General features: G+C 68.4%; 16 protein-coding genes and 2 pseudogenes. 5 read left to right on the top strand and 13 right to left on the bottom strand.

Going from position 1 to position 14,404, the window contains the following annotated elements; genetic code table 11:
* Positions 1–5: 5 nt before the first annotated feature.
* Positions 6–260, bottom strand: a pseudogene (locus AC07AB_RS26930) (hypothetical protein); the annotation flags it as partial.
* A 594-nt stretch (positions 261–854) separates the two neighbouring features.
* Here AC07AB_RS26930 and AC07AB_RS26925 point away from each other — a divergent pair.
* Complete coding sequence (locus tag AC07AB_RS26925; protein ID WP_478571666.1) at positions 855–1,646, top strand: IS5 family transposase; 792 nt, start codon at positions 855–857, stop codon at positions 1,644–1,646.
* Here AC07AB_RS26925 and AC07AB_RS26920 read toward each other — a convergent pair.
* The 9 genes from AC07AB_RS26920 to AC07AB_RS26880 all read right to left on the bottom strand — a co-directional run bounded on the left by AC07AB_RS26920 (position 1,594) and on the right by AC07AB_RS26880 (position 8,839).
* Entirely contained in the window at positions 1,594–2,403 is an 810-nt protein-coding gene (locus AC07AB_RS26920) for a hypothetical protein (RefSeq protein ID WP_478571664.1), read from the bottom strand. The genes AC07AB_RS26925 and AC07AB_RS26920 overlap by 53 nt on opposite strands.
* Positions 2,404–2,587: 184 nt before the next feature.
* On the bottom strand, positions 2,588–3,508 hold the full coding sequence (locus AC07AB_RS26915) for an alpha/beta hydrolase (RefSeq protein WP_478571661.1): 921 nt from the start codon (positions 3,506–3,508) through the stop codon (positions 2,588–2,590).
* A 151-nt stretch (positions 3,509–3,659) separates the two neighbouring features.
* The gene (locus AC07AB_RS26910; protein ID WP_478571658.1) at positions 3,660–4,061 is read right to left on the bottom strand and encodes a tautomerase family protein; all 402 of its coding nucleotides are present in this window, start codon (positions 4,059–4,061) and stop codon (positions 3,660–3,662) included.
* 682 nt (positions 4,062–4,743) lie between these two features.
* A complete protein-coding gene (locus AC07AB_RS26905; RefSeq protein WP_478571655.1) occupies positions 4,744–5,019 on the bottom strand; it encodes a transposase in 276 nt (91 codons plus the stop codon).
* Between the two features lie 374 nt (positions 5,020–5,393).
* A complete protein-coding gene (locus AC07AB_RS26900; RefSeq protein ID WP_478571652.1) occupies positions 5,394–5,840 on the bottom strand; it encodes a hotdog fold thioesterase in 447 nt (148 codons plus the stop codon).
* A gap of 213 nt (positions 5,841–6,053) precedes the next feature.
* Positions 6,054–6,866, bottom strand: coding sequence for an alpha/beta fold hydrolase (locus AC07AB_RS26895; RefSeq protein WP_478571649.1), 813 nt, complete (start codon positions 6,864–6,866; stop codon positions 6,054–6,056).
* Positions 6,867–6,967: 101 nt separating this feature from the next.
* The gene (locus tag AC07AB_RS26890; RefSeq protein ID WP_478571647.1) at positions 6,968–7,396 is read right to left on the bottom strand and encodes a nuclear transport factor 2 family protein; all 429 of its coding nucleotides are present in this window, start codon (positions 7,394–7,396) and stop codon (positions 6,968–6,970) included.
* Between the two features lie 160 nt (positions 7,397–7,556).
* Complete coding sequence (locus AC07AB_RS26885; protein ID WP_478571644.1) at positions 7,557–8,084, bottom strand: MarR family winged helix-turn-helix transcriptional regulator; 528 nt, start codon at positions 8,082–8,084, stop codon at positions 7,557–7,559.
* Positions 8,081–8,839 carry a DUF6537 domain-containing protein gene (locus AC07AB_RS26880; protein WP_478571641.1) on the bottom strand — a complete coding sequence of 253 codons (759 nt, stop codon included), beginning with the start codon at positions 8,837–8,839 and terminating at the stop codon, positions 8,081–8,083. The genes AC07AB_RS26885 and AC07AB_RS26880 overlap by 4 nt, the downstream gene beginning before the upstream one ends.
* Here AC07AB_RS26880 and AC07AB_RS26875 point away from each other — a divergent pair.
* Positions 8,813–9,079, top strand: a complete 267-nt coding sequence (locus tag AC07AB_RS26875) for a helix-turn-helix domain-containing protein (protein ID WP_478571639.1) — start codon at positions 8,813–8,815, stop codon at positions 9,077–9,079. The two genes, AC07AB_RS26880 and AC07AB_RS26875, sit on opposite strands and share 27 nt — an antisense overlap.
* A gap of 42 nt (positions 9,080–9,121) precedes the next feature.
* On the opposite strand, the gene AC07AB_RS26870 is transcribed toward AC07AB_RS26875, so the two are convergent.
* Positions 9,122–9,622, bottom strand: a complete 501-nt coding sequence (locus AC07AB_RS26870; protein ID WP_478571637.1) for a winged helix-turn-helix transcriptional regulator — start codon at positions 9,620–9,622, stop codon at positions 9,122–9,124.
* Positions 9,623–9,694: 72 nt separating this feature from the next.
* On the opposite strand from AC07AB_RS26870, the gene AC07AB_RS26865 reads away from it, so the two are divergent.
* From AC07AB_RS26865 to AC07AB_RS26855, 3 genes are all read left to right on the top strand, one after another.
* On the top strand, positions 9,695–10,759 hold the full coding sequence (locus tag AC07AB_RS26865) for a Glu/Leu/Phe/Val dehydrogenase dimerization domain-containing protein (protein ID WP_478571636.1): 1,065 nt from the start codon (positions 9,695–9,697) through the stop codon (positions 10,757–10,759).
* Positions 10,760–11,007: 248 nt separating this feature from the next.
* A complete protein-coding gene (locus tag AC07AB_RS26860) occupies positions 11,008–12,672 on the top strand; it encodes an FUSC family protein (protein WP_478571634.1) in 1,665 nt (554 codons plus the stop codon).
* A complete protein-coding gene (locus AC07AB_RS26855; RefSeq protein ID WP_478571632.1) occupies positions 12,669–12,917 on the top strand; it encodes a DUF317 domain-containing protein in 249 nt (82 codons plus the stop codon). Before AC07AB_RS26860 ends, AC07AB_RS26855 begins: the two co-directional genes overlap by 4 nt.
* Positions 12,918–13,085: 168 nt before the next feature.
* On the opposite strand, the pseudogene AC07AB_RS26850 reads toward AC07AB_RS26855, so the two are convergent.
* A pseudogene (locus AC07AB_RS26850) lies at positions 13,086–13,717 on the bottom strand (DUF5655 domain-containing protein); the annotation flags it as partial.
* A 78-nt stretch (positions 13,718–13,795) separates the two neighbouring features.
* The gene (locus tag AC07AB_RS26845) at positions 13,796–14,290 is read right to left on the bottom strand and encodes a hypothetical protein (RefSeq protein ID WP_478571629.1); all 495 of its coding nucleotides are present in this window, start codon (positions 14,288–14,290) and stop codon (positions 13,796–13,798) included.
* Positions 14,291–14,404: the final 114 nt, after the last annotated feature.

Raw genomic sequence — 14,404 nt, 5'->3', positions numbered from 1 at the left:
TCCCGTCAGCTACTCCTCGTCGTCATCCGGCTCTTCAGGACTCGGGGCAGGCATCGGGTTCCCGGAGTCTCCTGGACTCGATGAGTCACCGCCGACCTGGCCTTTCCGCTCCCCGCGATGCGCCACGTGGGCCTCCTCGCTGCTCCGGGTAGTGACCGTGCCAGTGTGCTCGTCCGGGCCAGTTTGGTGTGCGAGTAGCCCAGTTCCTCGGCCACTCCTTGGAGCGTAAGCGCCTTCCTCTCTCGGAGTTTGCGCAGCTCCCTTCCAAGCTCCCGGCGCCGGAATGTCGGCCCTCGCTATGCAGCCGCCTTGCCTTCCCCTCCTGAAATCTGTTGGTGGTTACCGCGGCCCGTGTGGGGTGCCGAAGCGCCTCGTGTATCTGGTGATGACATCCCCAGTACCCCCATGGTCATGCCCTTGTGGCCCGCCGACAATGCCCTTGCTGATGAGCTGGCATGGGCCAATTTTCGGTACTCGCCTTTTGAGCTTGCACAGTAACTCGCACATGCATGAGCGTAGTTGAGCCACCGAGGGCTACCGGATTGCAGCACCGAGTTCCTGCCACTAGGGGGTCAACTGCGCTAAGAAGCCGTATCTCAACCGGTCTTGGAACGTGCGGGTCGAACTGTTTTCCCGCCTGGGTGATCTTCCCGTTGTGCACGCATGAAGGCAGGGCCTCTCGGTAGCTCGGGGATGCGAATCTGACCGAGCAGTGCCGGGAGGCCCTGGTGTCGTTGTTGTACGCGTCCGAGCCTGTTCAGTTCAACTCGGCTGCTCCATCGTGTGACTGCCTCGCGCATGCGTTTGGGAACGCGGCTGATCATCCGGAGCGGGTGCGCCGGTATCCCTCGGACATGTCGGACGCGGAATGGGCGGCCATCCGGCCTTTGCTGCCGGTGCCGGCCTGGCTCCAGGGCCGGGGCGGGCAGCCCGAAGGCTACTGCCACCGTGTGATGCTGGACGCGATCCGCTACCTGGTCGCGGGCGGGATCTCCTGGCGGGCGATGCCCGCGGACTTCCCCGCCTGGGGCCGGGTCTATGCCTTCTTCCGCCGCTGGCGCGAGCACGGACTGACCGCGGAGTTCCACGACCGGCTGCGCGGCCGGGTCCGGGAGCACGAAGGCCGCACGGCGGAGCCCACGGCGGGCATCATCGACGCGCAGTCGGTGCGGGCCTCCGCCTCGGTGCCGGCCGCCACGAGCGGATACGACGCCGGGAAGAAGGTGCCGGGCCGCAAACGGCACATCGTGACCGACACCCTCGGCCTGCTGCTGTCCGTCGCGGTGACCGCCGCGAGCGTGGGCGACCGGGACGCGGCCGTGCCCCTGCTGCGGCGCCTGCGCTCACACCATCGCGAACTCGTCCTCGTGTGGGCCGACGGCTACAGCGGCTCCCTCACCAACTGGTGCCGGCAGGACCTCGCACTGACCCTTCAGATCGTCAAACGCACCGATGGCGCACAAGGGTTCGTGGTGCTGCCCCGCCGCTGGGCGGTGGAGCGCACGTTCGCCTGGCTGATGCACTCGCGCCGCCTGGCCCGGGACTACGAAACCCTGACCGCCACCGGCGAAGCGATGATCCAGTGGTCGATGATCACCCGGATGAGCCGCCGCCTGGCCCGGCCACACCCCGGCGGCCGGTCCTGAACGTGCCGGCCGCCTCCTGCACCAGCCACCCGCGTTCCGCCAGGCGCTTCGCCTTCGACCGCACCCCCTCCACCTTCGCCGGCGTCGGCTTGAGCCCCAGCGTCACCGCGATCTCCCTGGCCCGCACCGGCCCCGGACCCGGCCAATCGGCCAGCACCCCCACAATCCGCTGATAGTCCAGCGCGAGCCCGGCCGCAGAAAGACCTTCCCGCCACAGCGGCACCACCGTGCCCGGCAACGGCACAGACACCGCCGCCACATCCGCATCCGCATCCACCGCCGCCCCGGTCACGGCGATGCTCTCGGCAACGGACATCGCCAGGGCCTCGACGAGTTCCTCCCGCGCGATCACCCGCCGATCCAACTCGATCTCAGCCACCTCCAACGCAGCAGCCGCCCGGGCCGACTCCTCCCGCAGCACCTCGACCCGCTCACGCGCAGCCACCTCCCGCGCCTCCAGCAACCCCACCACCGACGCCACCGCACACCTCACCAACCAAACGGAAACAGAACGCAGCACCCCTCCCACACCCCGACCGAAACCACGCCCGACCAGCAAAAACCAAAGACCACGTTCGATTGAGATACGGCTTCTAAACGGCGGCGGCAGTCCATGCCGGAGATCATCTGACAGGCCGCCGCCGAGCCGCAGGATGCGGGTCTTGCGGGGCAGTGTCTGGAAACCGCCGACTGCCGTCGTCGGCGCGGCGTCTTCGGTCTGTGCCGACTGTCGCTGCTTAACCTCGCGCTTTCGCAAGTGGGTCTGTCCGGGCCCTGATCAAATAGGAGTGCCACTGAAATGCAACGATGGGACTTTTCGAGGGTCCTGTCAGCTGCAAGGAAAGAAGCACTCTCCAGGTGGCGGGGACGCCACGGTAGGAATGGCGGGACTATTGATGCGCGTTCCTCAACACCCGGCGGCGGGCGTCACGTGTAAGGGCCTACTCAGTTCGGGGGGCATGGCCGTGCGCATCGAGGTGACGTAGGAACCAGTCCACGGCAGCCCGAGAAGCGACCGAGAATTGGGCGTCGTACGGCGCGAAGTGCCCTCCCGGCACGGTCACCAGACTCTTCGGCTCCAGCGCACGCTCATAGGCCCCGAGCTGCAGGTCGGTGTTGGTGATCGCATCCTGCATGGCGACGATCATGAGTAGCGGCGTCGGTGAGACCCGGGCGATCCACATCGACGGCTCGTATATCCGTGCCGTTCGGGAAGAACGCAGGGTGAGCTCATTGGTCCAGGCGTGTTGCGCGGCGGGCTGAGTGTAGAAGGCGACTGCCTCGGGGTCGTCGTACGCCGCGGGCATCCCGGGCGCCGTGGCCACCACGGCGATCCGCGCGGGCGGCTTCCCGCGGAAGCGGTCTCGGTCGTCCTCGCAGAAGGAACTCTCCAACTGTGCGACCGCCGAGGCCGGCACGCGCCGTCTGCTCTGCTCGAAACCGCTGGTCGTCGGCACCTGCGCGACAACACAGCGCAGACGGCTGTCGGTCGCCCCGAGGGTGACCGCGTGCCCGCCCGCATAGCTGGTTCCCCAGATTCCAATGCGCTCCTGATCTACTTCGGGCCGTGTTTCAAGGAACGAGACAGCACGTCGCCAGTCGGCGATCTGAGCCCATGGGTCCACGTCATGCCGCGGTAGGCCGCTACTCCCGCCGAAACCGCGATGGTCATGGACGAGCACAACGAACCCGGCATCGGCAAATACGCGGGCGAACCGGTCCAGCCGGTGCTCGCGGGTCGCGGCGAACCCGTGGGCCATGGTGACCGCCGGATTCGGTCCCGGCCGCGCGGGAAGGTACAGCCAGGCAGCCAGCGTATTGCCGTCCTCCCCAGGGAATTCGACCTCGTGCCGCCGGGTCACGGCTGCGCCCCAGTGGCTGGAGGCAGTTCGACCAGCTGGGACTGGTCGTTCCGATCGAGCCCGGTGAAGGCACCCCTCGAAGCCTCCACGACACGGCTATCACTAATCCCCGACGTGACCAGCACACCCTCGGGGCGAGTGGATGGCCCGGTCACCACTGCGGTGCCTCGTTCGCCAGCTGCAGCTCTCCCCGGCCGAAGGAGAAGTTCTCGTTCGGTACAGGGACAAGCGCCACGAAGATATCGTCGGGCGACACGCCTAGCGCGTCCACAACAAGCCGGTTGATTGCTGACACAACCTTCTGCTTGTCCGAGAGCGGACGGTGCGCCCCGAACAGCACGGAGATGATCATGGCGTCCTCTGTCCGCTTCATCTCCATGAAGGACGGGTCCAGATGCAATTCCCCTTCACCGTGCTCGGTGATCGCTATGAACCGGTCTCCAACGGGAATCCCCAGGCCCCGGACGAGGGACTGGTTCAGAGCGTCCGCCAAGGCGCGCTTCTTCTCGACAGAGAAGCGTCCGGCCGGGACGTGAGCCTCAAAGACGGGCATGAGTAGACCTCCGATCGACTGTGGCAGCCCGGGCGGCCACCACTAATAGGAGCATATGCTCGTAACTGGTTGATCCGCAAGAGTTGCAGGAGACGAGGCTGCCTGTCCGTCCTACCGGTGATGCACCCCGTGGAGGAACGAGCTTTTGCAGGACTGTCGGACCGCTGCTCCCTCAACCTCAGCGGTCGCCGGGAGCTTGACCCTGTCGGGAGTCGGGAGTTCTGCGGCGGAGTGGCCTGCTCACCCGTCACGCTCGGGACAGTTCCGAGGTCCTAGGCATGCAGCGCGGTCGTCCGCGTTCGTCCGTCCCCGTCCCGGTGAACAGGTCCCACCCCTGACCGCACAGTTCGCGCGGGCGAGCAATCCGGGCGGCACGACGCCGATGCGGTTCCGGGACCGCCTCGGCGGCTGTGGCGGAATGAAACTTCGCGTCGTTGTACCCGCGCGATGGCCGCCCCGGGCTCTCACCCGCCCAGCCAGCCATCGTCAGCCTCCCCCCTTTCGGTTCGGTCGGCTGGGCTGAGTTGGCTGCTGCAGGCTGTGGATGTCGACGGATAGTCGATAGGCGGGCGTGGCGGGGCCCGACGTGCGGGTCGCATTCTCCAGGGTTCCTCGGGTCAAGGGCGGGCAGAACAGCGGGGCTGTTCAGGGTGGCTGGCCTGAGCCGACCCGCGAGGCGGGCCTAGGCGTTGGCCGGCTCATAGCGCCAGGGCCAGGCGACGGCGATCCGAAGGTGGAGGCGACGATCGCTGCCCGTGATGCGGGCGGCTGCGAGTAGCAGTCGGCGGAGCCTCTTCGGTTCCGCGGTGGCCAACTCGCCGTTCAGCAAGAGGGCTTGCGCCCAGGCCCTCAGATCGACGGCGGTCACGGACAGCCCCAGCCGGGCGGCGTTGGTCTGGAAGTGGCGGGGGGGGAAGGCTGAAGCCGGTGGTCGTGCCGCAGCGGACGCGGTCCTCAACGCGGGCGTGCGCCCCGGTGGCGGGCCTCCAGATGCTGCGGGGAACCTTTGCCGTCGGGGTGTAGGTGCGGAAGGGCTGGTGGCGCATGCCCTCGTCCAGAAGGACGACCGCGCGCCGGGGCGAGTGCGCTCGCTGCGAACGATGATCCGGCTGCTGTCCAGCGTGCCCGGCCAGGCTCACCATGCCGGTCAGCTCTGCCACTTCACCGGTGCGCGGGGGGCCGTCCTGCTCCAATGGGCCCCTCTGGGATCAACGACTACACGGCAGCGGACCAGGCGGTGTCGCCGATGTCCGAGACGTCGTCAGGCCATGAGCACGCTCCTCGATGCGGCCGACTGGGACATGGGAAACGAGCTGGCCCAAGCGTCGCGGATCAATTGGTGCCGGCCCCCTTGTCGGGCGACGGGCGCAGCATGCATGTGAGTCGGGCGGAGCATACGCGGCGGTCCTGTTCATCGCTGATGACGATGTCATACGTGGCAGCGGAGCGACCCAGGTGGACGGGCGTGGCAACGCCGGTGACGCCGCCTGAGCCGACGGCGCGATGGTGGGTGGCGTTGATGTCCATGCCGAGCGCGATCCTGTCGGGGGCGGCGTGGAGCATGGCGCCGACGGAGCCCAGGGTCTCCGCGAGGACGAGGGAGGCACCGCCGTGCAGGAGCCCGTAAGGCTGCGTGTTGCCCTCCACGGGCATCGTGCCGACAACGCACTGCGCAGTCGCCTTGACGAGGTCGATGCCCAGCCGGTCCACGAGAGCGCTCGCGAAAGGGCCCAGATCTGCAGATGCGGACTGAAGCCGCGTACTGCTGTCGCTGCCCATACGGCTCCGATCGCGGCGTGGGAATAGCTTGAGATATCAGTGTTCTGTGAGTACGCGGTCGGGCATGCGTCGCGGGTGGCTTGCCCCAAGGTGTCTGAGGGGCCTGACGCCACTCGTATCGGCGGGAGCCGACAGCCTTCCCGCGACGGCTCACTGTGGCTGCAAGGTGGAGAGCGGTAGGGCGTGACTGCGCCACTGGAACCTTGGCTGGGGTCAAAGGTGCGACGTCGCCCTGGCGGCCGACTGGATGACGAATGGCAGCACGGTCTCGGCGAGAGTTTTCGGCTGCTCGGTGTGCGGCCAGTGCCCGGCGCGATCGGTAACGGCCGTCGCCGGTTCGTTGAACCGCGGGGCGACTCGCTGGAGAAGGTCATCGGTGACGAAGCCGTCTCCCGCCCCACGGACGATGAGCACCGGCCCCTGGAAGCGACTCGGTTCCTCTCCGGCGGGGTCCCCGTCGTTCCACGCGTCGGCGAGCGCGGAGACAACGGCGGGCGGGATGCGGGCCCCCGCTGCGACCTGCAGGTCGACTGTTTGAGCTGACGGGGCCACCGTCAGCTGCAAGCGGACCGCGCGTTGGGCTTCGAGGTTCCCACCGAGTGCGCGGAGCGGCGCGATGTCCGCCTCAGGAAGACGGGCGCCGGCGAGAGGCACAGGTGTGAGGAGGATCAGCCCTTGCACGGCGTCACCGCGCGGCGCGGCCACCAGCTCGGCAACCTGGGCTCCCATGCTCTGGCCGAGGACGACACAGGGTTTGCCGAGCGAGTCGACGACCGCGCCGGCTTCCTCGGCCATGCGCCGCAGGGTGAACGGGCCGGATGCGTTGACGCGACCACCGACTCCGGCGGGCTCGAACTGCACCACATCTATGCCGGCACTGGCGATCAGATCGGCGAACACGGTCCAGACAGTGGCGTCGTCCAGGAATCCGGGAAGCACGACGAGCGCCGTAGGGCCCTGGCCTGTGCGACGAGCGATCGCAGGTGTCTCTTCCACGGAGGTGAAGTGGGCTGAGGGTTCGGTCATAGCGGTTCTCCTTGAACGACCGTGATGGCTCCCGACGGTGACTCGGTATCGCTGACGATGGGAGCCGAGGCGTCAGGTTGGTGAGGAGCAAGATCGTCCGCTCACGCGAGCGTCGCCCGCGGGTACCGGCGCGGCTCCAGGCCCGCCATCACGTCCCGGCCGCGCGCAGTGTCTGCGTAGAGCCGGCCGAAGATCACCTTGCCGTCGCGGACCTTGAACAGGAACAGGTGCTCGTTGCACATAGGGATACCGCGGATCGACAGGGCGTCCGTACGGACCGGGACGATGATCGTGTCGCCGGCGTCGATGATCTCGTGGGCCTCGTACCGGAAGTACTGCCACTCCTTGCCGACTTCCTTCCAGAACGCCATGAACTCGCCTGCGCCGTTGTAGGTCCCGCCGTACGGCAGCGAGTCGGACATCTCGAACTGGAAATCGTCTGCCAGCAAGGCGACCAACGGAGCGCGGTCGTTCGTCGCGTAACCGGCGAAGGCAGTCTTGAGCGCCGCAATGATCTGGTCGTTCTGCATCTCGTCTCCGGCAGTCGGGTCATTGAGGGGAAAGGAGCATATGCTCGTTCGAGCGAAGGGAGCATATACGCGTATTGCCTTCGCCGCTAGCCCCTACCGTCGAGTGAAGTCGGTGTGCGCAGGTGGCGCCGCTACAGCGCCGCGCGCATGTGTTGAGACGTCACTCAGCCCAGGGGTCGAAGCCCGTCTCCAGTACCGCCCGCAGCGCCGCTCGCAGTTCAGCAGCTTCGGACGCGCCGAACGTGCTCTCGAACTGATCTTGAGCGGCCTTCCACAGGGGCACGGCCGCCTCCAGGCGTTTCAGACCTGCTTCCGTGATCTCGACTGCGCGAGCGCGTCGGTCGGCATCCGAAGGCTGGACGACGAGCAAGCCATCGCGCTCCAGCGGCTTGAGATTCGTCGCGAGGGTGGTGCGATCCATCGCGATCCGCTGGGAGAGTGCCGTGATCGTCGTGCGGCCTCCCAGTGCCAGGCGGTGCAGAATGTTGAACTGCGTCGTCCGTAGCCCAACCGGGGTCAGTGCCTTGTCGTAGGCGGCAGTCAGATACCGGGTCGCCCGTCGGCTGGCTGTGCAGTTGCACCGACCGTCCATCTCGGCGAGGGTCGTGGCGAACGACGCCTTCGGTCGAGCCTGCCCGTCGCCCGCCCTCACTTTGGTGGCGGCAGTCGCGGACGCTTTCTCGGTCATGATGGTCCCTCCCGGATGCCGCCTTCCAGGATAGGCGCACCTGCGCGCAACCACGTAGTCCCGGCTGCCAGGTGATCCACTGCGCTGGAGCCTGCCTGGCACGCAGAAGGCCAGAGGGTCCTGGTCATCGCATGTGCATCACCGCCTTGAGGCTTCACGCCGAGCTCCCGCACCCTGCCGCGGAACGCGTCCACCGCTGCCAACTTGATGTCCTCATAGCCACGAATCATGTCCGGCAGCGACACAAGCTCGACACAGCGCGCGTACGAATCCTCACTCAAGGTGTCAAGCAGTCCCTCGATCATGGTCCGGTATTCACGGATCAGCGCTCGCTCGGTACACCGCACCCGGGCGAGGCCGAAGGGGTCGAACGGCGTCCCACGCAGCACCTTCAGCGTGCGCAGAGCCACGAACGCCGGGCGGAACCACGGACCGAGCGTCAGCTTGCGCTTCATGCCGAGCGCGCGCAGTCTGGTGGAACTCCTCAATAAGACAAGCGACCGAGTCGCCTGCATGCACCACGAGGAGTACGGCATCCTCGTCACCCAGGGCCTCGACGTGTCGCAGATGTACACAGCGGCCGAGGCGATCAACTCTGCGGCGAGGATCGGTGTCGGCTCCCGCGTACCGGACTCGCTGGCGCCGCGGTCGCTCTCCAGGACGCCGAGGAGGCCGTCGCGCGCACGACCGACGAGCATCGGGTCGTCGAGTTCGAACGTGACTGGCTGATGTCCAGCCTCAACGCCATCAGGCACCGGTTCGAGGCTGTCCTCCGACCGGCCATGGTGGTGGCACGGCGGCACCCACAGCTGGCCGAGACGGTACGTGCGTACTCGGAGTGCCGGTACTCCGTGAGCGCCTGCGCCCGTCGGCTGCACATCCATCCGAACAGTGCCCGATACCGCCTCGATCGGTGGAAGGAGCTGACCGGGCACGACGTCGAGACAGTCGACGGACTGAACGCTTCCGTCATCGCGCTCGAACTGAGCCGCTAGACGTGACGCCCCTTACGGCAGGCAGGGTGCTCGTGGCATCGGTCAGTCGTCTGCCGCCACGGTGCTCAGCAGGATAGGTGCCGCGACCACTTCGACCTCGCCCGGCGGCAGGATGTGGCCCTCGGTGCAGGAAAGCCGCGGGTGGACCGGTGCCCCGCAATCCCGGTGCCGCAGACGCACCGGACCTCCGTCAGGGGCGGCATGCCGGTCGCCCCACTCCATGAGGGCGAAGAAGGCGACCATGAGCTCTTCGCCGGGCGGGGTGAGTTCGTAGCGGTGCCGTGTGCGCTGCCCGGCTTCCTGGTAAGGCACCCGGGTCAGGAGCCCGATGTCCACGAGTTCTTTGAGCCGCTTGGACATCGCGGGCTCGCTGAGCGGGGTTTCCCGCACGAAGTCCTGGAAGTACGTCGTGCCGTAGAACGCCTCGCGCAGCACCAGCAGGTTCGCCGGGGTGCCGAGCACCTCCAGGGCACGGGCAGCGGAACAGCGTTCGGACCGCCAGCTGTCGCGGTCGGCCAGCAGGCCGGTCAGGGATGACGTCACCACTCCACTCTACGAGGACTCTGACTTAAGCTAGGTTAAGTCAGCCATCTCGCCCGCCTATGGAGGTTCTCCGTGTCAGCTGCAGCCCTGGAAGCAACTCTCGATCACGAGCAGGTGCTGGTCCGGTCAGGCCGCCGGACCGGCCTCCCTGTGATGATCGCCGTCCACTCGACCCGCCTCGGGCCCGCGGTGGGCGGCGTCCGCATAACCCGCTACGCGTCCCCGGCCGAGGCGTTCGTCGACTGCCTTCGGCTGAGCCGGGGCATGACGTACAAGGCCGCCGCCGTCGGCAACGGCACGGGCGGCGGCAAGGCTGTCGTACCGCTGCTGCCCGGCGGCCCGCAGCAACTGGACGAGGCGCTGCGCGACGGGCTCCTGATGGACCTGGCCGAAGTGGTACACGAACTCGACGGCGCGTACCACGTGGCGCCGGACGTGGGCAGCAGCACCGCCGACATGGTCCGCATCCGTCGTCGCACGCCGTACGTCGGCGGCTACTCGACCACCGAGAAGGGACTGGGTGCGACGACGTTCGGCACGGCTGCGGGCGTGGAGCACGCGATGCTGGCTACTGCCGAGCATCTGTGGGGTGCCGCCGATCTGCACGGTCGGGACGTCGTGGTCGTCGGCTTCGGAGCCGTGGGCGAGGAACTCACCCGACGCCTGGTGGCTACAGGGGCCCAGGTCAGGGCAACCGACATCGACATCACCCGTCGCGCAGCCGCGGAGAGGGCTGGAGCGCGGTGGGTGGATCTCGACGGCGCCTACACGCTGGAGACGGAGATCCTGGCGCCATGCGCACTGGGCGGAGTGTTCACCAGTGAGCTGGCGGCTGCGCTGCGCTGCCGCGCCGTGGTCGGCTCGGCCAACAACCAGTTGGCCACCGACGAATCGGCCGCCGATCTCGCCAAGGCAGGAATCGCTTGGGCCCCCGACTTCGTGGCCAACGCCGGCGGAGTGATGTACGGGACTGGGATCGAACTGCACCACCTGAGCCCCGAGCAGTCCCGGGACCGGCTGAGGTCGATCCAGTCGACGACCGCCGAGATCCTGCGGCGGAGTACCGAAGAGGCGACGACCACCCTGGCAACCGCCAACCGGATCGCGGAGCGCGCTCTGGCCGCCGCCGGGCGATAACGCTCTGCTCGACGACCGACCCGCCGGTCGAGGGACGCCTCTCTGCCGCGGACGCCCTCACCCGCCGGGTCGTGCGCGTGCGCCGGCGTCCGAGAATGGTTCCGGCCTTGGTGGCTTGGCGCCGGCGCGAAGGCTCACAGCCGGCTGCGTTCGCCCCCCTTAGCGGCTCGCGTTCACCGCGCGGCACGACACCCCCAAGCGCCGATCGCCCCCGCTAGGGGTGACGGCGCGTCTCACGGAGAGAATCGATGAGTACGCGTGCTGCCCTGCGCCGCATGGCCCACGCCGGGATGCTGCGATGCGCCCGGCCTTCCGACATCTGGTTCAAGCCCGCGCTGAGCGTGGTCGCCGCTACCGCCCTGCCCGCACTGTCCATGCTCGTGCTGGGCAGGCTCGACCTGGCGATGTACCCGATAGCCGGAGCCATGTCCGCGCTGTACTGTCACGACCGCCCGTACGCTGCCCGGTGCCAGGCCCTGGCTTGGGTGGTGCTCGGCATGGTCGGTGGCCTCGCCGTCGTGCTGCTCACGGCGGCGCTCACCACCAACGCAGCTGTCCTGGTCGGTGTCGGCGCTCTCATGGCCGCCCTACAGAAGGCCGTCTGCGACGCCACCCGCATCGGCCCGCCCGCGAGTGTGGTCCTGACTTTCATCAGCTCGACCGCTCTGTTCTTGCCGCAGACTCCCGCTCAGGTCCCCGGCCATGTCGGGCTGGCCCTGCTGGGGGGTGTCTGGGCCTGGCTGGTCTGCATGGCGCCCGGCCTGCTGCGCCCTCACGGACCCGAGCGTCGCGCCACCGCCCACGCCCTCGACACGGTCGCCGCGTACGTCGCCGTGAGCGGCATGGCCGAGGTCCAGGTCAAGGCCCGCGCTGCCGCTGGCGCGGCTGTGCAGGCCGCCTGGCAGTGCACGACGGCCGCCGGCGCCCGAAGCGACCTCACACGCCGCTCCCTCACACGGCTCGTCGCCTGCGCCGAAGTCGCCGTCACCGCCCCTGGGGACGCCGACCCGGAGCGTCTGCAGGCGTGGGCGCGCAACCTGCGCGGCTCGGGCCCGGTCCCGTACACCGGCCACCCGGTGCCGGACGGCGAGGAACTCCTCGACGTCCGCGCCGAGACGACCGCGTCGCCCCGGGCGGCGTGGTGGAGCCGGCACCATCTCCTCGCCCCCATCGCGGTGCGCACCGGGATCGGCTGCGCGCTCGCCGGATACGCCTCCCTCGGGATCGGGCGCCCGTACTGGGCCCTCGTCACCGCCGCCTCCCTGTACCAGGCCAACCTCACGCTCACCCGGCGACGAGCAGTCGAGCGGGTCGTCGGCAACCTCATCGGCGTCCTCGCCTTCGCCGCGACCGTTCCGCTCGCCCACCTGCATCCGGCGGCCCTCGTGCTGTGCTTCCTCGCCTTTTGCTTCGCCGCCGCAGCACTGATCGGCCCCAACTACTGGCTCCATACCGTCTGCGTCACCCCGATGGCCCTGCTCATCACCGAGTTCGCCCGGACCCAGGACTCCGTCCAACTGATCACCGGACGGATCACGGACACTCTCGTCGGCACGCTCGTCGGCTTCGCCGCAGCCCTGGCAGTCACCAACCGGCGCGCAGGCGACCGCCTCAAGCACGCGCTCACCGCCGTCGAGCACGCCCAGGAACACGCGGCGGCTCTCCTCGCCGAGCCGGATCCCGTGCCCAGCGCGCTGAACGCCTCCCGACGTCGCCTCGGCGCCGCGTTGGTCGAACTGCGTGCCTCGGCCGACACCGCAGCCGGCGAGTGGTGGCAGCGCGCCCTGCCCGGCGACAGAGTCGTGCACGCCGAGCAGTCCGGACACCAGGCGCTGGCCGAGGCACTGCGACGTCAGAGGCCGGCCTCCGTGGGCCAGGACGCGGGCACCACAGGACAGGACGCCCGGGCATGACCGGGACGACAAGCCCGACGAACCCTCAGGGGCTGCCTGTCACCCATCGAGCGGCCGGCGTTCCGGCAGCCGGGGCTTTAGCCGAGATTCTCTGCGCTGGGCACGACCACGAAGCCCCCGCCCACGAGACCGCCTGGATCGTGGCCGCCTACGAGACGCCCGTCTCGGACCGCATGTGGGTCCTCACCGCGACCGGCGCCACCCCCATGGCCAAGACCGTCCCCGCAGCCCGCCGCACCCGCTGATCACCGGCCGAAGCGGAGCAGCGCAGCGCGGGATCACCGGTTGGCCACACCGGCGATCCCGCGCCCCATGGACGGTCCAGCGCCACGAACCGCCCGTACGTCGCAAGGCACCACCAGACAACCCCAGAGCGCCCGTGCAACGCCCATGGCGAAGGCGCGGTCGAGCCTTCACGCGGCCGCGTAACTCGCGCGGAACAACTCCTGGGCACGCTCCACGTCCCTCGGGGTGCGCAACTGCACCTCCAGGTCGCCTGTTCCGTGGTGGCCGAGCCCCGTCACATCCCGGGTGAACCCGGGAACCAGGTCGACGCGCTTCGGGTCGGCCTTCCGGTAGACGAGGAGCTTGCTGCGCTGCGGCGGGCACACGCAGGCGAAGTTCCGCAGCCGCTGATACGCCCGGTACTGCTTGTGCTGGACGCGGTTCACCCCGTCGCCGAGACCGAGCAACACCTCATCGACCACGTCCGCCAGCCCAGCCAACGCCCCGCCCCGGACGCCGGCCGTCGGCCGACGCGCCCGCCGGGCCCCCGGTGCCGCGCCGCTGACGGACGCCACGGTCCCCAGCCCGAGCGGGTCGTCGCCGAAGAGGCGGTAGCACACCAGGTCGATGCTGCGCCGGTGCTCGCGCACGGCGTGCACGTCATAGCGCGTGAAGTCGCCGGCGATACAGACCAGGCGCGGCCCGCTCCACCGGACCTGGACCGCCGCCGCGCCCCCAGCCGGTCCCGGACCAGGTGCTCGAACTCCCCGCGGTGATCCACCAGCCGCGCCAGGTAGAACAACCCCTGGTGGATGGTGCCTTCTCTGAACTATCGGCTGGTTCCCGCCGAATGAGCTGTCGAGTTCAGCCATGCCGGTAGGCATGGGCCTGACGACCCTCAGTGCATCTTCCCGATCTTCAATGTTCGCGCCCGCTCTCCGTTGTTGTCTGGGCGGATTCGCTCGGCCAGGCAGTGCCGGTGGGAGATGAGGGTGTGGCTTCCTGGACCATCGTTGCTCCGCGAGTCCAGGACGAGGGCGTCTCCACCTGGGCTCAACGTGGTCCGTTCACCACAGAAGTCGCAGCTCCAGGTCAGCGACTCAAGGTCGGCAGGTCGGATGCTGAGCCGCACTGACACCGGTGGCTGCCAGCGGTGGATTTGCTCGATCACTGCATCGACCTGCGAACCGATGGGTGGAAGGAGCGCGAGTAGTTCGTCATGGCTGCTCGTGGTCCGGGAGAACTGCTGGATCATGTCGATAGAGGCCGACAGGCCGGCGTTCTCGTAACCGACGATCTCAACGACCACACCCCATGGGTGATGGCTGAGGACCGTGGCCGGAACCTTCTGGCCAGGCATGAGCGCCAGACTCTCCGTCTCGAACCTTTCCATGAACCGCTTCCCCATCCTTTAGCCTCGCGCTTTCATGAAGCGAGTTGTCCGACGGGTGGTCAGGTAAGCGAAAAGTGCCTCTGACCAGCAAGAATGAGGATTGTCGAGGTCCTT

It is taken from the genome of Streptomyces sp. NPDC044033 (assembly GCF_056434425.1).
This window is presented reverse-complemented; position numbering and strand designations above follow the sequence as displayed.